General features: G+C 71.2%; 13 protein-coding genes and 2 tRNA genes. 5 read left to right on the top strand and 10 right to left on the bottom strand.

What is annotated here, in order from left to right:
- Window positions 1-3 precede the first annotated feature (3 nt).
- On the top strand, window positions 4-1,050 hold the full coding sequence (locus ABT084_RS33335; protein WP_351052133.1) for a rod shape-determining protein: 1,047 nt from the start codon (window positions 4-6) through the stop codon (window positions 1,048-1,050).
- 45 nt (window positions 1,051-1,095) lie between these two features.
- Here the strand turns inward: ABT084_RS33335 and ABT084_RS33330 are convergent, their stop codons facing one another.
- Window positions 1,096-2,244 (bottom strand): sensor histidine kinase, encoded by a 1,149-nt coding sequence (locus ABT084_RS33330; protein WP_351052131.1) that lies wholly within the window; start codon window positions 2,242-2,244, stop codon window positions 1,096-1,098.
- Between the two features lie 273 nt (window positions 2,245-2,517).
- On the opposite strand from ABT084_RS33330, the gene ABT084_RS33325 reads away from it, so the two are divergent.
- The gene (locus ABT084_RS33325) at window positions 2,518-5,157 is read left to right on the top strand and encodes a YfhO family protein (protein ID WP_351052128.1); all 2,640 of its coding nucleotides are present in this window, start codon (window positions 2,518-2,520) and stop codon (window positions 5,155-5,157) included.
- Between the two features lie 89 nt (window positions 5,158-5,246).
- On the opposite strand, the gene ABT084_RS33320 is transcribed toward ABT084_RS33325, so the two are convergent.
- Window positions 5,247-7,868, bottom strand: coding sequence for a valine--tRNA ligase (locus tag ABT084_RS33320; RefSeq protein ID WP_351052125.1), 2,622 nt, complete (start codon window positions 7,866-7,868; stop codon window positions 5,247-5,249).
- Between the two features lie 96 nt (window positions 7,869-7,964).
- On the opposite strand from ABT084_RS33320, the gene ABT084_RS33315 reads away from it, so the two are divergent.
- Both ABT084_RS33315 and ABT084_RS33310 read left to right on the top strand, forming a co-directional pair.
- On the top strand, window positions 7,965-8,606 hold the full coding sequence (locus ABT084_RS33315; protein WP_351052122.1) for a hypothetical protein: 642 nt from the start codon (window positions 7,965-7,967) through the stop codon (window positions 8,604-8,606).
- A 92-nt stretch (window positions 8,607-8,698) separates the two neighbouring features.
- On the top strand, window positions 8,699-9,700 hold the full coding sequence (locus tag ABT084_RS33310) for a hypothetical protein (RefSeq protein ID WP_351052119.1): 1,002 nt from the start codon (window positions 8,699-8,701) through the stop codon (window positions 9,698-9,700).
- A 91-nt stretch (window positions 9,701-9,791) separates the two neighbouring features.
- Here ABT084_RS33310 and clpX read toward each other — a convergent pair whose 3' ends face one another.
- The 5 genes from clpX to ABT084_RS33285 form a co-directional block, all read right to left on the bottom strand.
- The gene (gene clpX, locus ABT084_RS33305) at window positions 9,792-11,078 is read right to left on the bottom strand and encodes an ATP-dependent Clp protease ATP-binding subunit ClpX (RefSeq protein ID WP_351052116.1); all 1,287 of its coding nucleotides are present in this window, start codon (window positions 11,076-11,078) and stop codon (window positions 9,792-9,794) included.
- Between the two features lie 151 nt (window positions 11,079-11,229).
- Window positions 11,230-11,883: an ATP-dependent Clp protease proteolytic subunit gene (locus ABT084_RS33300; RefSeq protein ID WP_351052114.1), complete on the bottom strand. Its 654-nt coding sequence runs from the start codon at window positions 11,881-11,883 to the stop codon at window positions 11,230-11,232.
- Window positions 11,884-11,977: 94 nt separating this feature from the next.
- Window positions 11,978-12,595: an ATP-dependent Clp protease proteolytic subunit gene (locus ABT084_RS33295; RefSeq protein WP_030649990.1), complete on the bottom strand. Its 618-nt coding sequence runs from the start codon at window positions 12,593-12,595 to the stop codon at window positions 11,978-11,980.
- 310 nt (window positions 12,596-12,905) lie between these two features.
- Complete coding sequence (tig, locus tag ABT084_RS33290; RefSeq protein ID WP_351052111.1) at window positions 12,906-14,312, bottom strand: trigger factor; 1,407 nt, start codon at window positions 14,310-14,312, stop codon at window positions 12,906-12,908.
- Between the two features lie 248 nt (window positions 14,313-14,560).
- A tRNA-Pro gene (locus tag ABT084_RS33285) sits at window positions 14,561-14,637 on the bottom strand.
- A 179-nt stretch (window positions 14,638-14,816) separates the two neighbouring features.
- Between ABT084_RS33285 and ABT084_RS33280 the strand changes: the two genes are divergently transcribed.
- Window positions 14,817-14,887 (top strand) — tRNA-Gly (locus ABT084_RS33280).
- A gap of 153 nt (window positions 14,888-15,040) precedes the next feature.
- Here the strand turns inward: ABT084_RS33280 and ABT084_RS33275 are convergent.
- The 3 genes from ABT084_RS33275 to ABT084_RS33265 all read right to left on the bottom strand — a co-directional run bounded on the left by ABT084_RS33275 (window position 15,041) and on the right by ABT084_RS33265 (window position 17,269).
- On the bottom strand, window positions 15,041-15,235 hold the full coding sequence (locus ABT084_RS33275; protein ID WP_351052110.1) for a hypothetical protein: 195 nt from the start codon (window positions 15,233-15,235) through the stop codon (window positions 15,041-15,043).
- A gap of 133 nt (window positions 15,236-15,368) precedes the next feature.
- Window positions 15,369-15,818: an HD domain-containing protein gene (locus ABT084_RS33270; protein ID WP_351052107.1), complete on the bottom strand. Its 450-nt coding sequence runs from the start codon at window positions 15,816-15,818 to the stop codon at window positions 15,369-15,371.
- Window positions 15,815-17,269: a pyridoxal phosphate-dependent decarboxylase family protein gene (locus tag ABT084_RS33265; protein WP_351052104.1), complete on the bottom strand. Its 1,455-nt coding sequence runs from the start codon at window positions 17,267-17,269 to the stop codon at window positions 15,815-15,817. Before ABT084_RS33265 ends, ABT084_RS33270 begins: the two co-directional genes overlap by 4 nt.
- Between the last annotated feature and the right edge of the window lie 282 nt (window positions 17,270-17,551).

The raw sequence follows: 17,551 nt of genomic DNA, 5'->3' as shown, positions 1-17,551 counted from the left end.
CAAATGCCGCAGGCCAGCAGCAATAAGACGGGGTCCAGCCGCGACATAGGGATGGATCTGGGGACCGCGAACACCCTCGTCTACGCACGGGGCCACGGCATCGTGCTCAATGAGCCGTCCGTGGTGGCGGTCCGGGCGGGCACCACGACGGCCGTGGCCGTGGGGGTGGAGGCCAAGGAGACCATCGGCCGCACCCCCGGCTCCATCACCGCGATCCGCCCGCTCAGGGGCGGGGTGATCTGCGACTACGAGGCCGCGGAGGAGATGATCCGGCACTTCGTGCGGAAGGCCGTGCCGGGCCGCAGGCCGCGCACCCGCATGGTGGTGTGCGTGCCGTCCGGGGTCACCCCGGTCGAGCGGCGGGCGATCATCCACGCCTCGACCCGGGCGGGGGCCAGGGCCGTCCACCTGATCGAGGAACCGATGGCGGCGGCGATCGGCGCCGGGCTGCCGGTCGCGGAGCCGCGCGGCTCGATGGTGGTGGACATCGGCGGGGGCACCACCGAGGTCGCCGTGATCTCGCTGGGCGGGATCGTCACCTCGCAGTCGCTGCGGGTCGGCGGGGACCGGCTCGACTCCGCGATCATCGACTACGTGCGCAAGGAGCACGCGCTGCTCATCGGCGAGCGGACCGCCGAGGACGTCAAGTGCGCGATCGGCTCCGCGTGGCCGGTGCCCGGCCGGCCCGAGCTGGAGGAGGCCACCTTCACCGTGCGGGGGCGCGAGAAGGTCGCGGGGATGCCCAAGACCCTGGAGCTGACCTCGTACGACGTGCGCTCGGCCCTCGACGAGCCGGTCGAGGCGATCATCGCGGCGGTGCGCACCACCCTGGAGGAGTGCCCGCCGGAGCTGTCGGGCGACGTGATGGAGCACGGGATCGTGCTGACCGGCGGCGGCGCGCTGCTGCCGGGGCTGGACCTGCGCCTGACCTCGGCGACCGGCATCCCGGTCTTCGTGGCGGACGACCCGCTGGACTGCGTGGCCCTGGGGTCCGGCAAGTGCGTGGAGGACATGGACACGCTGAACTCGCTGCTGTCCCCGGCGACGTAGGGCCCGCCGCGCGCCCGCCGGGCCCTGTCGCGCGCCCCCGCGCGGTCAGCCGCGCGGGAAGGTGGCGACGACCCGGTAGCGGTCGTCCGTGCGCGTCGCGGTCAGGGTGCCGCCCAGGCTGCGGACGCGCTCGGCCATGCTCGCCGTGCCCGAGCCCGCGGAGACGGGGGCGCGCACCGGGCCGCGGACGGGCAGGCCGTTGCTCACCGCGATGCGCAGCTGCGGGCCGTCGGCGCGGACGTCCACCTCGATGGTCTCGCCGCGCGCGTGCTTGGCGGCGTTCGTCAGGCACTCCTGCACCACCCGGTAGACCGCGGCCTGCCTCAGCGGCGAGAGGGCGCGCACCTCGGGGCCCAGGACGAGCCGTACGGGCGAGCCCGCCCGCCCGCTCTCGTCGGCGAGCGCGGACAGCCCGTCCACGCCCGGGGTGGCGGCACGCTCGCCGCGCTGCACGATGATCTCGTTGAGCACGAGGTGGGCCCGGCGCGCGGTGTCGGCCAGCTCCTCGAAGTCCTTCGCGTACGCCGTCTCGCGCGTGCGCATCGAGAGCACCTCGGAACGCACCGTCAGCAGGGTCAGCTCGCGCCCGACGAAGTCGTGCACGTCCCGCGCGACCGAGCGGCGCTCCTGCTCCACGGCCTCGTAGACGGCCGACTCGCCGCGCCGGACGGCCAGCTCGCGCACCAGGTCGTGCCGGTAGGCGGCGATGCCGACGGCGGAGGCCAGCACTCCGATGGGGATGACCAGGCTGAGGAACCCGCTCAGGGTGTCCGCCCGGTCCTCGGGCCAGCCCGGCATGTTGAAGAGGGCGTAGGCGAAGAGGACGTACCCGCAGGTCGCCAGGACCCCGGCGCGCCGCCCGCGGTAGCGGCCGACGGAGTACAGCGCGAACTGGATGAGCGTCAGTTCGTGCAGCCAGCCGATGAAGAGCAGTGCGGTGACGTACGAGAGCCAGGGCGCCCGGCGCCGGATCAGCAGGGTCGCGGCCCCGAGCGTGAGGACCACCGCGGCCTGAGGGGCGTTCAGCGAGTTGTCCTCGGAGGCCAGTCCCGGCAGGTCCAGCGCCATGAGCGCGAGGCAGCCGAGGGCGGTGGTGACGTCGAGCGCGCGCGGCGACCCGGCCCAGCTCTCGGGGAGTCGACGGCCGGTGGCCAGGACCCAGTGGAGCGCCGAGGCGACGGGCTTGACGTGCATACCCTCCATCATCCGTGGTCGGTAGGGGCGATCGGATCTCCCCGGCGCCCGGAAAAGGTGATATGCGGCACTCCGGAACGGGGTCCCCGCCGGGGGCCGTCCCCCACGGCTGGTCTCCGTCTTCCCCCACCTCCCCGTCACGGCGCTCACCCTGTCCGCATGCGGTTCATTTCCGTATTCGGTGTTCGAATCTTCTGACGATTTACCTAAGATCGGGTCTCTGCGGCCCACCGGCCAGGCAGCCCGCCCGACCACCCGAGGCCCCGCATCGCGATGAGTCCCGCCCCGACCAGCCCCGCCTCCGTCCTGCCCGGGGCCGCGGCCCCCCGCGTCAGATCCGGGCTCCGCCCCCGGACGGAGCGGAGCCGAGCGCACCCGGGCCGCCGCGCGGGCGCCCTCGCCGCCCTGGTCTCGGCCCTCATGTCCATGGCCGCCTACTGCGCAGGCCTCGCCCTGCACGGCACCTACCCCTTCGGACCCGCCCCCCGCGCCGACAACGACCTGCGCCACCAGTACGTGCCGTTCCACACCCACCTGTGGGACCTCCAGCACGGCACGGCGCCCGGCGACCTCCTCTACAACTGGCAGAGCGGCTACGGCGTCGGCTTCCTCGGCGACTTCTTCACCTACCTGGCCAACCCGTTCTCCTGGCTCGTCGGCCTCTTCCCCCGCGACCAGAGCGAATTCCCGGTGTTCCTGGTCAGCCTGTTCAGCATCGGCCTGGCCGCCGCCGTCATGACCGTCTTCCTCGGCCGGCTGCGCCCCGGCTCACCGTGGCTGCGCGCCCTGCTCTCCGTCGGCTACGCCGTCTGCGGCTGGAACATAGCCGAGGGCGCCATCGTCCCCATGTGGATGTGGGGCCTGGTCGCCCTCCCGCTGCTCGGCATCGCCGCCGACTGGTGCCTCGCCGGCCGTCGCCCGGTCCTCGGCAGCCTCCTCGTCGCGCTCTGCTGGTACGCGAACTTCTACACCGCCGCCATGGCCACCCTGGCGGCCGCGCTCGTCCTGGCGCTGCGGCTGCTGACCGCGGAGACCGACCGGCGCACCCGGCTCCGGATCCTGGGGCGGTCCGCCGCCATGACCGCCACCGGCATGCTCCTGGCCGCCCCCGCCATCCTGGTCTGCGCGCTCGCCAACGCCCAGGCCCAGCCCACCGACAAATACGTCGTCAGCGTGGCCACCCCGGCCCGCACCTACCTTGCGATGTTCCTGCCCGGCAGCCTCGCCAGCCCGTCGGCGCCCAACGTGTTCACGGGCTCCCTCGTCCTCCTGCTGGTCCTCGCGCTGCCCTTCCAGTCCCGGGTCCCGGTCCGCGAGCGGGTGGCCTGGAGCGTGCTGATCACCGCCACCGCGCTCTCCTTCGTCCTCACCCCCACCGCCAAACTCTGGCAGGGCCTCGCCCTCCCGCACGGCGCCCCCTTCCGCGAGTCCTTCGTCCTCAGCGGCTTCCTGGCCATGGCCGCCTGGGTCTGCCTGGCCCGGATGCCCCGCCCCCGGGCCCTGCTCGGCGGCGCCGCACTGCTCGCCCTCCTGGTCGCCCTGACGTACGACGCCCAGCCCGTCGGCGACCACGCGCTGACCGGCACCCTCCTGGGCGGGGCCGCCGTCACCGCGCTCCTGCTGTTCTACGCGCGGGGGCTGCGCCGCCCGGCCCGCGGCGCGGTCGTCGCCCTGCTCGCCGTCACCGTCCTGGCGGGCGCCACGTACTCCGTCTACGGGCTCACCGACCTCCTCGACCCGGCCAAGCGCGGCCCCGCCCGCGCCCAGACCATGACCCAGCTCGCGCTCAACACCCGCCGGGCCCTGGGCCCGTACGACGACTGGCCCGCCTCGCGCACCGACCCCGGGCCCGGGGTCTTCGTCACCAACAACGACGCGATGCTGCTGGGCACCCAGGGCGGCTCGTACTACAGCAGCTACATCACCAAGGAGACCGCCGGGGCGCTGGCCGGGCTGGGCCTCGGCGAAGCCATGGGCGGCCGCCACCTGTGGCCCTCCCGCGACCCGGTCCTGCAGGCCCTGCTCGGCATCGGCACCACCCTCGACGTCATCGGCACCGACGGGGTCCGGGTGCGCGGCACGCCCGCGCTGCCGCTGGTCACCGTCCGGCCGCCGGGCAGCGACCAGGCGTACGGCGCCCCCGCGGACTCGGTCTGGGCCCGGCGCCAAGCGGCCCTGGGTGCGCGGGTGTACACCGTCCCGGCCCTGAGCGCCCGGGCGCCGGGGCGCGGCTTGCGGCTGAGCCCGGACGCGGCCGATCCGGGTGCCGTGGGCGGATCGGCGGCCGTGGGCGGTCCGGTACCGGGGAACACCTTCACCGCGCGGTGCACGCCGGGGGCGCGCGCCTTCCTGTACGCGCCCGCGCTGCGCGCCGATGTCGCGGCCGCCGACGGCCTCTCCGAAGGCTTCTACGGCGACCCGCCGCTGCGGGTGGCCCCGCTGAAGGAACTGGGCACCGTCCCGGCCGACGGGCGCTTCACCTTCACCGTCCACACCGGCGAGGACGGCCAGTCCCTCCCGGCCGACGCGCTCGGCTGCCTGGACGTACCGGCCTTCGAGCAGGCCGTGCGGACCCTGCGGGAGACCGGCGGCGCCACGGTGGAGACCGGCGGCCACTCGCTGACCGCCCGGCTCCCGAAGGGCTCCACCGGCACCGCTGTGGTCGCCACCACCACTCCCCCGGGCTGGACCTGCTCGGTCGACGGCGGCCCCGCCCGGCCGCCGGTCGCGTACCAGGGGCTGCTCGGCGTACCGCTGGGGAAGGGCGGCGCGTCCCGGATCGCGTGCTCCTACCTGCCGCCGGGCCTGACGGCCGGGCTCGCCGGGACCGGCGCGGGCGCGCTGGCGCTCGTCGGCATGGCGGTCTTCACGCGGCTGCGCGGGCGCCGACGCGGTCGCCGACGCGGTCGCTGACGCTCCGCGCCGCGGACAGCGGACAATCGGGAAGGGCCCCGCACCGGCGACCGGTGCGGGGCCCTTCTGCCCATGGCTGCGACGGCGGCCTACGCCTCCGGCATGGCGGCCAGCTGCGCCTGGATCCGGGCCATGTCCGCCTCGGCCTTGGCGAGACGGCCCTTGATCTTGTCCACGACGTTGTCGGGAGCCTTGGCGAGGAAGGCCTCGTTGCCGAGCTTGCCCTCCGCCTGCTGCTTCTCCTTCTCGGCGGCGCCGAGGTCCTTGGAGAGCCGCTTGCGCTCGGCGGCCACGTCGATGGTGCCCGACAGGTCGAGCGCGACGGTGGCCCCGCCGACCGGGAGGGTCGCGGTGGCGCTGAACTCGTCGCCCTCCGGCTGGAGCCGCAGCACCTGCCGGATGGCGGCCTCGTGCGCGGCCAGCGCGGTGGCGGACAGGTCCAGGCGGGCCGGGACCTTCTGCTTGTCGTCGAGGCCCTGCTCCTTGCGGAAGCGGCGGACCTCCCGGACGAGGCTCTGGACGCCCTCGATCTCGGCCTCGGCGGCCGCGTCGCGGAAGCCGCTGTCCTTCGGCCAGTCCGCGATCACGAGGGACTCGCCGCCGGTGAGCGTGGTCCACAGGGTCTCGGTGACGAACGGGACCACCGGGTGCAGCAGGCGCAGCATGACGTCGAGGACCTCGCCGAGGACCCGGGCGGAGGCCTTCGCCGGCTCGCCGCCCGCGAAGAAGGTCGTCTTCGACAGCTCCACGTACCAGTCGAAGACCTCGTCCCACGCGAAGTGGTAGAGGGCATCGCTGAGCTTCGAGAACTGGAAGTCCTCGTAGTACGCGTCGACCTGCGCGACCGTCTCGTTGAGCCGGGACAGGATCCAGCGGTCGGTCGCGGACAGCTCCTCGGCCGGGGGCAGCTCGCCCTCGATCGTGGCGCCGTTCATCAGGGCGAAGCGGGTGGCGTTCCAGATCTTGTTGGCGAACTTGCTGGACGCCTGGACCCAGTCTTCGCCGATCGGGACGTCGGTGCCGGGGTTGGCACCCTTGGCCAGGGTGAAACGGACGGCGTCGGAGCCGTACTTGTCCATCCAGTCCAGCGGGTCGACGACGTTGCCGAAGGACTTCGACATCTTCTTGCCGCGCTCGTCACGGACCAGGCCGGTCAGCGCGATCGTCTTGAAGGGGGCCTCGCCGTCCATGGCGTACAGACCGAACATCATCATCCGGGCGACCCAGAAGAAGATGATGTCGTGGCCGGTGAGCAGGACGTCGGTCGAGTAGAACTTCTTCAGGTCCGGGGTCTGCTCCGGCCAGCCGAGCGTGGAGAACGGCCACAGCCCGGACGAGAACCAGGTGTCGAGGACGTCGGTGTCCTGCGTCCAGCCCTCGCCGGTGGGTGCCTCGTCGTCCGGTCCGACGCAGACGACCTCGCCCGCCGGGCCGTACCAGACCGGAATGCGGTGACCCCACCACAGCTGGCGCGAGATGCACCAGTCGTTGAGGTTGTCGACCCAGTCGAAGTAGCGCTTCGACATCTCCTCGGGGTGGATCGCGACCCGGCCATCACGGACGGCGTCGCCGGCGGCCTTGGCCAGCGTCTCGACCTTGACCCACCACTGGAGGGACAGGCGCGGCTCGATCGTGGTGCTGCAGCGCGAGCAGTGACCCACGGAGTGCTGGTACGGGCGCTTCTCCGCGACGATGCGGCCCTGCTCGCGCAGGGCGCCGACGACCGCCGACCGGGCCTCGAAGCGGTCCAGGCCCAGGAAGGGACCGTGGACCGTGATGACGCCGCGCTCGTCCATGATCGTCATGGACTCCAGGCCGTGCCGCTGGCCGATGGCGAAGTCATTCGGGTCGTGCGCCGGGGTCACCTTGACGCAGCCGGTGCCGAACTCGGGGTCGACGTGCGCGTCGCCGACGATCGGGATGGTCCGGTCGGTCAGGGGCAGCTTGATCCGGGTTCCGATGAGGTGCTGGTAGCGCTCGTCGTCGGGGTGGACGGCGACGGCGGTGTCACCGAGCATCGTCTCGGCGCGCGTGGTCGCGACGACGAGGGTGTTGTCACCCTCGCCGTACATGATCGAGACCAGCTCGCCCGCGTCGTCCTGGTACTCCACCTCGATGTCGGAGATCGCGGTGAGGCAGCGCGGACACCAGTTGATGATGCGCTCGGCGCGGTAGATCAGCTCGTCGTCGTAGAGCTTCTTGAAGATCGTCTGGACGGCCTTGGAGAGGCCCTCGTCCATGGTGAAGCGCTCACGGCTCCAGTCGACGCCGTCGCCGAGGCGGCGCATCTGGCCGAGGATCTTGCCGCCGTACTCTTCCTTCCACTGCCAGACGCGCTCGATGAACTCCTCGCGGCCCAGGTCGTGGCGGGACTTGCCCTCCTCGGCGAGCTGCTGCTCGACCTTGTTCTGGGTGGCGATGCCGGCGTGGTCCATGCCGGGCAGCCACAGCGCCTCGTAGCCCTGCATCCGCTTGCGGCGGGTGAGGGCGTCCATCAGCGTGTGCTGGAAGGCGTGCCCCAGGTGCAGGGAGCCGGTGACGTTCGGCGGCGGGATGACGATGGTGTAGCCGGGCTTCTCGCTCGCCGGATCGGCCGTGAAGTACCCACGCTCTACCCAGCGCTCATAGAGCTTCCCCTCTACATCGGCCGGCACGTAAGCGGTCGGCAGTTCGGAGTCGGGGCTGCTGGGTGTCTGCGTGTTCTCGGTCACGGGCACAGGATACGGGCGGCCATGGCCCTGTTACGAATCCATACCGCATGGGGCCAATGGTTGACCCGGACATGGCAGGTCGGCATCACTGGGCGCATGAACGAGATCAATCAGCAGTCGTGGGAGCAGATCGCTCCGCCCCCTCCCGCACCCCCGAAGAAGGGGAAGCGCGTCCTCGTGACGATCGGGGCGGTCCTCGGCACCGCGGCGGGCCTGGTGGGCGGCCGCCTGGCCATGAACGCGGTCCTCGGCGGCGACGGACCGGACGACGCGGGCCGCTACCGGCTGACGCCGCCCGCCGCTTTCCAGAGCCTGACGCTCCAGGACTCCGGCCCGCGGGTCGACGCGATCAAGAAGGGCCAGGGGGTGCCGAAGCCGGGCACCACGCCCGTCGCCGTCGTGTACGCCGACCAGGCCGGCACCGCGCAGCTGGTGGTCAGCGGCTCCGCCGGCCGGTTCACCGACTCGGACCCGGGTGCCGCGCTCAGCCGTGGCCTGGAGGAGATGGGGATCGGGCACGGGGACATCACCACCCACGAGGCCGGCACCCCGGCGGGCGGCGCCATGCGCTGCGGCACGGCACAGGTCGAGGGCGCCCCGCTCCCGCTCTGCATGTGGGCCGACCACAGCTCGCTGGTGACGGTCACCGTCCCCGTCGAGAACAAGCCGGTCACCATCGACGCGCTCGCCGCGCAGGCCCGTGCGCTGCGCGCGGCGATGGAGGTCCCCGCGTCGTAGTTCCGTAACGCCCGGGCCCCCGGGGCACGAACGCGCACGTCCGTCCGTCAGGATGTGAGCAACATAAAGAAGTTCCTAAGGGGGACGCGGGTATGAGTTACAACCAGCCAGGGCCGTACGGAAACCAGCAGCCGCAGCAGCCGGGACCGTACGGAGGCCAGCCCGGACCGTACGGCCAGCAGCCCGCGCCGCAGCCCGGATACGGCTACCCGCAGCAGCCGCCGGCCCCGCAGGGCTACCCCCAGCAGCAGCCCGGGTACCAGCAGCCGGGCTACCCCCAACAGCCCCCGGCCGCCCCGGGCTACGGCTACCCGCAGCAGCAGCCGGGCGTCCCCCCGCAGGGCTACCCCCAGCAGGGATTCCAGCAGCCCGGCTACCAGCAGCCCCCGAAGAAGTCGAAGACGGGCGTGATCATCCTCTCGGTGATCGTCGCGGTCGCGGTCATCGGCGGCGCGGGCTACTACTTCACGAAGGGCGGCGGCTCCTCGGGCGGCGGCACCGTGGCGGCGGACACCAAGGGCTACAAGCTGGCCTACCCGGCGTCGGTGGACGAGTACCAGACGGACCCCAAGAACCCCCCGTCGAAGAGCGACGCCCCGCTCACGGGCGAGTCCAAAACCACGATCGAGGCGCTCGGGGTGAAGAACCCCCACAACACGACGGCCTCGTACCAGAGCGGTACGAGCCCGGCGATCAAGCAGGTCACCGCGTTCGGTATGTGGGGCGAGATCGCCGACCCCGCGAAGGCCGTCGACGCGTACTTCGCCAACGTCGCGGTGAGCAGCAAGAAGAACGGGGCGGCAGCGCCCTTCACGTTCGAACTCGACGGCACTCCGAAGGAGTTCACCCCGGTCGGCTTGAAAGGGGCCGTGATGAAGTGCGCCAACCTCAAGATGAAGGCGACGAAGAACGTCAAGCCGGGCGAGCCGAGTTCAGCTCTGATCCCCACCTGCGTCTGGGGTGACTACTCCACGCTGGCCGCGACCCAGCGCCTGGACATGGCCGCGATGGCCCTCGGCGGCAGCAGCGGCACCCTCGACGACGTGTCGAAGCTCGCCGCGAAGCTCTACAACACCAGCCGCACCAAGGCCTGATACCCGGCCCGGTCGGCGGACACCGCACACACGAGGAGGGGCGCCCCGGTCATCCGGGGCGCCCCTCCTCGTACATCCGTGCCTGCGGCCGTTACGCCGACTTCTCCTGCGGGCCCTGGTCCTTCGGGACGATCCGCGGGACCAGCGTGGGGTTCACGTTGGAGCGGACGACCTCCGAGGTGACGACCACGCGGGCCACGTCCTTGCGGGACGGGACCTCGTACATCACCGACATCAGGACCTCTTCCATGATGGCGCGCAAGCCCCGCGCGCCCGTCTGGCGGAGGATCGCCTGGTCCGCGATGGCTTCCAGCGCCTCGCGCTCGAAGTCCAGCTCCACCCCGTCGAGTTCGAACAGCCGCTGGTACTGCTTCACCAGGGCGTTGCGCGGCTCGATCAGGATCTGCAGCAGGGCCTCGCGGTCCAGGTTGTGCACCGAGGTGATGACGGGGAGACGGCCGATGAACTCGGGGATCATCCCGAACTTCACCAGGTCCTCCGGCATGACCTCCTGGAACTGGTTGCTCGCCTCGATCTCGCGCTTGGAGCGGATCGTGGCCGCGAAACCGATGCCCTTGGCGCCCGCGCGCGACTCGATGATCTTCTCGAGGCCGGAGAAGGCTCCGCCGACGATGAAGAGCACGTTCGTCGTGTCGATCTGGATGAACTCCTGGTGCGGGTGCTTCCGGCCGCCCTGCGGCGGGACGGAGGCGGTCGTACCTTCCAGGATCTTGAGCAGGGCCTGCTGTACGCCCTCGCCCGACACGTCGCGCGTGATCGACGGGTTCTCGCTCTTGCGAGCCACCTTGTCGATCTCGTCGATGTAGATGATCCCGGTCTCGGCCTTCTTGACGTCGTAGTCCGCGGCCTGGATCAGCTTGAGCAGGATGTTCTCGACGTCCTCGCCGACATACCCGGCCTCCGTCAGCGCCGTCGCGTCGGCGATGGCGAACGGGACGTTGAGCATGCGCGCGAGCGTCTGGGCCAGCAGCGTCTTGCCGGAGCCCGTGGGGCCCAGCAGGAGGATGTTGGACTTCGCGAGCTCGATCGCGTCGTCCCGGCCCTGCGCGCCGCCGTTCTCGCCGGCCTGGACGCGCTTGTAGTGGTTGTACACCGCTACGGAGAGCGCCTTCTTCGCCGGCTCCTGGCCGACGACGTAGCCCTCCAGGAACTCGTAGATCTCACGAGGCTTGGGGAGTTCCTCCCACCTGACCTCGGAAGTCTCGGCCAGCTCCTCTTCGATGATCTCGTTGCAGAGGTCGATGCACTCGTCGCAGATGTACACACCGGGACCTGCGATGAGCTTCTTCACCTGCTTCTGGCTCTTTCCGCAGAACGAGCACTTGAGCAGGTCGCCACCATCACCGATGCGTGCCACGAGGTGCTTCCCCTTCGCCTGGGAGACGCCTGGTTCAGCGCTCCTGGTGCCTCTATCCGACGGTACCTTGCCAAGGGCCCCCTGCGGGGCCCCCTTGACGTGGTTCACATCGCCTTCTGCGATGGGCCCCCACGCCAAGGGGCGGCAAGGATCAGACCGCGTTGCTCTTGCGGGTGGACACGACCTGGTCGACCAGACCGTAGGCGAGCGCGTCCTCAGCCGTGAGGATCTTGTCGCGCTCGATGTCGTCGCGGATCTTCTCGATCGGCGTCGTGGAGTGCTTGGCCAGCATGTTCTCCAGCTGGTCGCGCATGCGCAGGATCTCGTTGGCCGCGATCTCCAGGTCGGAGAGCTGCTCACGGCCGGTGCCGCCGGACGGCTGGTGGATCAGCACGCGGGCGTTCGGCAGCGCCAGGCGCTTGCCGGGCGTACCGGCGGCGAGCAGGACCGCGGCGGCGGAGGCCGCCTGGCCCATGCAGACCGTCGAGATGTCCGGCTTCACGAACTGCATCGTGTCGTAGATCGCCGTCAGCGCGGTGAAGGAGCCACCGGGGCTGTTGATGTAGATGGAGATGTCGCGGTCCGGGTCCATCGACTCCAGGCACAGCAGCTGCGCCATGACGTCGTTGGCCGAGGCGTCGTCGATCTGCACGCCGAGGAAGATGATGCGCTCCTCGAAGAGCTTCGCGTACGGGTCGTACTCGCGCACGCCCTGCGAGGTGCGCTCGACGAAGCGCGGGATGACGTAGCGGTTGTCCACCTGCGGACCGGTGTGGAGGCCGCTCGCGGGAGAGAGGTTGTTCATGTACATCGAGGTTTTCACCATCCTGGTGGCGTTCTGCGGGCTGTCGGCTCGGGACTGACGGTGCTGCCGGGGCGCGGCCCCGTGCGGCCGGGGATCAGGCCCCGGTGCCACCGCCGCCCGGAACGTTGGACGCGGCCGAGATGATCTCGTCGATGAGGCCGTACTCCTTGGCCTCCTCGGAGGTGAACCAACGGTCGCGGTCACCGTCGCGGATGATCGCCTCGACAGTCTGGCCCGAGTGGAACGCGGTGATCTCGGCCATGCGCTGCTTGGTGCGCAGCAGGTACTGGGCCTGGATCTTGATGTCCGAAGCGGTGCCGCCGATACCCGCGGAACCCTGGTGCATCAGGATGTCGGTGTTCGGCAGGGCGAAGCGCTTGCCCTTGGCGCCACCGGTGAGCAGGAACTGGCCCATGGAGGCGGCCATGCCCATGCCGATGGTGACGACGTCGTTCGGGATGTACTGCATGGTGTCGTACACGGCCATGCCGGCCGTCACCGAGCCACCGGGGCTGTTGATGTACAGGTAGATGTCCTTCTCCGGCTCGGCGGCCAGGAGCAGGAGCTGCGCCGTGATCTTGTTCGCGATGTCGTCGTCGACCTGCTGGCCGAGGAAGATGATGCGCTCGCCGAGCAGCCGGTTGTAGACATGGTCGCCGAGGCCGCCACCGATGGACGGCTCACCCGCGGCGTAAGGCTTCAGATTCGTCACGTATCCACCTGCTCGTCTCCGACGGCTAACGTGCCGTCTCAGCGTCTCTTTCTGGGGCGCGGCTCGGCCGGCGCGGACTTGTCCGCCGGCGTCCGGGTACTCCCGCAACCCTCGTATTCATGGACCCTAACGCGCAGGTCGGACAACGCCATCCCGCTTCCCGAACTGTTCGCTCGGAGCGCAAGGTACGAAGCCGGTGCGAAGCCCCCCGCGAGGCGATGCCGAAGGGCCCGGACGCGCGTGCGTCCGGGCCCTTCGGGCACTGCTCAGGGGCCTTGCCGGGGAGCCGTTACGGGCCCCCCGCCTGGGCTTACTTGGCCTCTTCGGCCGGCGCCTCGGCGGCGTCGTCCTCGGTGGCGTCCGCGTTGACGGCAGCCTCGACCGTCTCGGCGGCCTGCTCCTCGTCCTCGTCGGTCAGGTCGACCTCGACACCGTTGGTGTCGGTCACCTTGGCGGCCTCCACGACGACCGCGAGGGCCTTGCCGCGGGCGACCTCGCCGACGAGCATCGGGACCTGGTTGCCCTCGACGACGGCCTGGGCGAACTGGTCCGGGGACATGCCGGAGGACTGCGCGCGACGCATGAGGTGCTCGGTGAGCTCCTCCTGGTTCACGTTCAGCTTCTCCTTGTTGACCAGCTCGTCGAGGAGGAACTGGGTCTTGATGCCCTTGACGGCCTGCTCACGGGTCTCGGCGTCGAACTCCTCGACCGTCTTGCCCTGGATCTCCAGGTACTTCTCGAGGGTCAGACCCATCTGGCCCAGCTGGTGGTGCTCCAGGCTGTGCTTACGGGTGTTGACCTCGTCCTCGAGGAGCTTCTCGGGGATCGGGACCTCGGCGAGCTCGAGGAACTTCTCCAGCACGCGCTCCTGGGCCTGGGTGGCCTGGTCGTACTGCTTCATGTTCTCGAGGCGCTTGCGGCTGTCGGCCTTCATGTCCGCCAGCGTGTCGAACTCGCTCGCGGTCTGGGCGAACTCGTCGTCCAGCTCCGGCAGCTCGCGGGCGGAAACCTTGGTGACCTTCACGGTGACCTCGGCGTCCTTGCCCTCGGCGGAGCCGCCCTTGAGCTGAGAGGTGAAGGTGGCCTCGCCACCGGCCTCCAGGCCGGTCACGGCCTCGTCGATGCCTTCGAGCAGCTCGCCCGAGCCGATGGTGTACGAGACGTCGGAAGCGACACCGTCCTCGAGCACCTCGCCGTCGACCTTGGCCTCGAGGTCGATCGTCACGACGTCGCCCTCGGCGGCCGCGCGCTCGACGACGCTGGTGGTCGCGAAGCGGCCGCGCAGCTGCTCGATCGACTTCTCGACGTCCTCGTCGGTGACCTCGACCGCGTCGACCTCGACCTCGATGCCGGTGTAGTCCGGGATCTCGACGGTCGGGCGGATGTCGACCTCGGCGGTGAAGGCCAGCAGTTCGCCGTCCTTCAGCTCCGTGATGTCGACCTCGGGCTGACCCAGCGGGTTGACCTCGGCTTCGTTGACCGCCTCGGTGTAGAACTTCGGGAGGGCGTCGTTGACGGCCTCCTCCAGGACAGCACCGCGGCCGAAGCGCTGGTCGATGACTCGGGCCGGGATCTTGCCCTTGCGGAAGCCCTTCACCGTGACCTGCTGGTTGATCTTCTTGTACGCCGCGTCGAGGCTGTCCTTGAGCTCCTCGAAGGGCACCTCAACAGTGAACCGAACCCGAGTAGGGTTCAGGGTCTCCACGGCGCTCTTCACGGTTAGGTCTCCTTGTGGCTGACTGCTGGGGTTCTGCTGTCGCTGCGATTCAGCGGTTCAGCGGATCGGGCCCGGTACATCAGACACACGGGCACGCAGCTTGCATAGTAACCGCAAGCGGGAAGCAGCCCACAATGCGATCTTCACGGCGACGACGCCGGCAGGCGCACCGGGCCGGGGCCACAGGGGGCCACCGGCCAGGAGTGTGACGAACAAGATGAACGTGATGAACGTGATGAACGTGCTGCTGGTCGGGGTGGCCGGATTCGAACCGACGACCTTCCGCTCCCAAAGCGGACGCGCTACCAAGCTGCGCCACACCCCGTCGGTGCGACACGTAGGGTACATGCCCGGAGACGTTCCGACGCGCGCGCGTAAAAGAACCCGTGAAGGAAAGCGTGAAGGAACGAGAAACACGCGGCCTGCAATCCGGTGTGCGTCCCCTCCCCGGAACCCGCTAGGATGCTGCGTGTGCCACGGTCTCCGACCTGCGGTACACGCTGTGCGGGCGTAGCTCAATGGTAGAGCCCTAGTCTTCCAAACTAGCTACGCGGGTTCGATTCCCGTCGCCCGCTCTTGATGGCTCAGGGCCAGGTCAGAGGAAACCTCCTCGGACCTGGCCCTGAGTCGTTCCCGGGCCGTCCCGTGCATGCGGATCCGTTGATCACCCGCATCGAGGCGAACCGCGCCGACCTGGTCGCCGCGGGGCCGTAGCGGGGGACGGCTCGTCAGAGCTTGATGCCCGCGATCGTGTCCGCCAGGGAGTTGAGGAAGCGGTTCACGTCCGGGGCGATGGAGCTGGAGGCCAGGAAGAAGCCGAAGAGGGCCGCCACGATCGCCGGGCCCGTCTTGATGTGGTTGCCGCGGATCAGCACCACCAGGATGACCGCCAACAGAACCACGACTGACAGCGAAATGGCCACTACTGATCACACCTTCGGTCGTCCCCTGGTCGGCCCGGGGACCCACGGCCACGCGCGCCCCCAGGAACATCGTGCCACCAACAGGCCCCGCCTATCCGCCCGGTGACGGCCCTTTCTGCCGACGAGGCCGGATTCAGAGCCCGAGGAGGGACCGGACCCGGGCATATTTACGAGTCAAACGCAGCCGGGTCGGCTCGTCCAGGACGGACAGCCGGGCCGGGTCCGCGTTGTGGGCGAGGTCCGCCTCCTTGATCAGGAGAGCTCCCGGGGTGGCCAGGATCCGCGCGGCGTACTCCTCCAGCGGTTCGCCCGGGCGCTTGGTGACGGCCAGGACCATGTCCTTGACGGACCGCGGGAGGGCGGCGGCGTCCAGCCACTCCCGGCTCAGGGCGTCGTCCTCGACCGCGTCGTGCAGCCAGGCCGCCGCCTGCTGGCCGGCGCTGCCGCCCCGGACGCGGACGCCTTCCGCGACGGCGGCGAGGTGCTCGGCGTACGGCCTGCCGGCCTTGTCGGTCTGGCCCTCGTGCGCCGCGCGGGCCAGGGCCTCGACCTCGGGCAGGGTGAGCGGCGGGCGGTCGGTCATGCGATCCCCTCGGCGGCGGCGCGCAGGGCCCGGGCGGCCCGGCGCGCATCGGCGGGCGTGGTGCGCCAGTTGGAGAACGCGGCGCGCAGGGCCGGGGTTCCCGCGTAGACGGTCGGGGTGACGAAGACCTCGCCGTTCGCGGCCTCCCGCAGGGCGGTCAGGCGGCCGGGGGTGGGATCGGTGGCGAGGGTGAAGCAGACGACGTTCAGCCGGACCGGCGCGAGCAGCGTGAAGGCCGGGTCGTCGGCGAGCTCCGTGCCGAGGATCCGGGCGCACTCGATGTCGCGCTCGACGATCTCCCGGTGCCCCTGGCGGCCGTAGGCGCGCAGGGTGAACCAGGCCGCGAGGGCGCGCAGTCGGTGGGAGTTCTCGGGGGTGAGATGGACCAGGTCGGGGTGGTCGCCGAGGGGGCCGAGGTAGGCGGCGGCGTTCTGGAACACGCGGGCCTGGAGGTCGCGGCGGCGGGTGAAGAGGACGGCGCTGTCGTAGGGGACGTTGAGCCACTTGTGGAGGTCGATGGTGAGGGAGTCGGCGGCGTCGAGGCCGTCGGTGAGGTGGGCGTGCCGGGGCGAGAGGGAGGCGAAGGCGCCGAAGGCGGCGTCGGTGTGGAGCCAGAAGTCGTGGCGGCCGTCGTCGCGGAGCGCGGCGATGGCGCGCAGGTCGTCGAAGTCGACGGTGTTGACGGTGCCGGCGTTGGCGACGACCACGCAGGGGCCCGGGGTGTCGGCGAGCGCACGCTCGAGGGCGGCGGGGTCGACGGCCTCGCGGCCGGGCAGGGTCGGGACGGGCACCAGGGCCGCCCGGCCGAGGCCGAGGACGGCGAGGGCCTTGGCGATGGAGGAGTGCGGGGCGCCGGACAGGACCCGTACGGGGCCGAGGGCGGCCACGCCGTCCTGGGCCGGGGAGACCCCGGCGCGTTCGCCGAGCCATTCGCGGGCGATGGCGAGGCCGGTGGTGTTGGACATGGTGGCGCCGCTGACGAAGGTGCCGGTGTGGGCGTCGGCGAGGCCGAAGAGGTCGCGGAGCCAGCCGATGGTCTCGCGCTCCAGGTCCTGGCCCGCGGGGTCGAGGGCGGAGTTGGAGTTCTGGTCGTGGGCGGCGGTCATCCAGTCCCCGGCGAGGGCGGCCGGGGTGGCCCCGCCGGTGACGAAGCCGAGGTAGCGGGGCCCGGCGGAGGCGGAGAACCGCGGCGCCCACCGCTCCTGGAAGACGCCGAGCGTCTCGGCGAGCCCGGTCCCCTGGTCGGGGAGCCGGGTCCCCTGGTCGGGGAGCCTGGCCGGGTCGCCTGGCGGGGGTACGGCGTCCCCCTCGGCCGGGTCGCCTGGCGGTGGGCCCGGTGGCGGTACGACGGGCCGCTCGGCCAGGGTGGCCAGCGTGTCGGCAGCTGCGCGGCGGGTGGCTTCGAGCAGCGCGGGGAGGTCGGCGAGATCGGCGGCGAGCATGCGGTCCATGGGGGCACGCTAGTGCGGTGACCGGAGCGGTCCCCCGGCCAATCACCACGAGGTGGCCTGGGCGGTACGGGGGGCGGGCGCTCCGCCACGAGATGGCCGGGGCCGCGCCGGAGGCGGGTGCGGGGTGGTGGGGCCGCGCCTCGCCACGGGGCTGGGTGGGGTGGGGCCCGGCGGTGGCTGGTGTTGCCTCCGGCGGGGGGGGGGGGGGGCGGGGCGGGGGGGGGGGGGGCGCGGCGCGGCGCGCCCGGGACGGGCGGCCCGCGGGCGGGCGGGGGGGCGCCC

The organism is Streptomyces sp. NPDC002138 (assembly GCF_040296485.1).
GTDB lineage: Bacteria > Actinomycetota > Actinomycetes > Streptomycetales > Streptomycetaceae > Streptomyces.
This window is presented reverse-complemented; position numbering and strand designations above follow the sequence as displayed.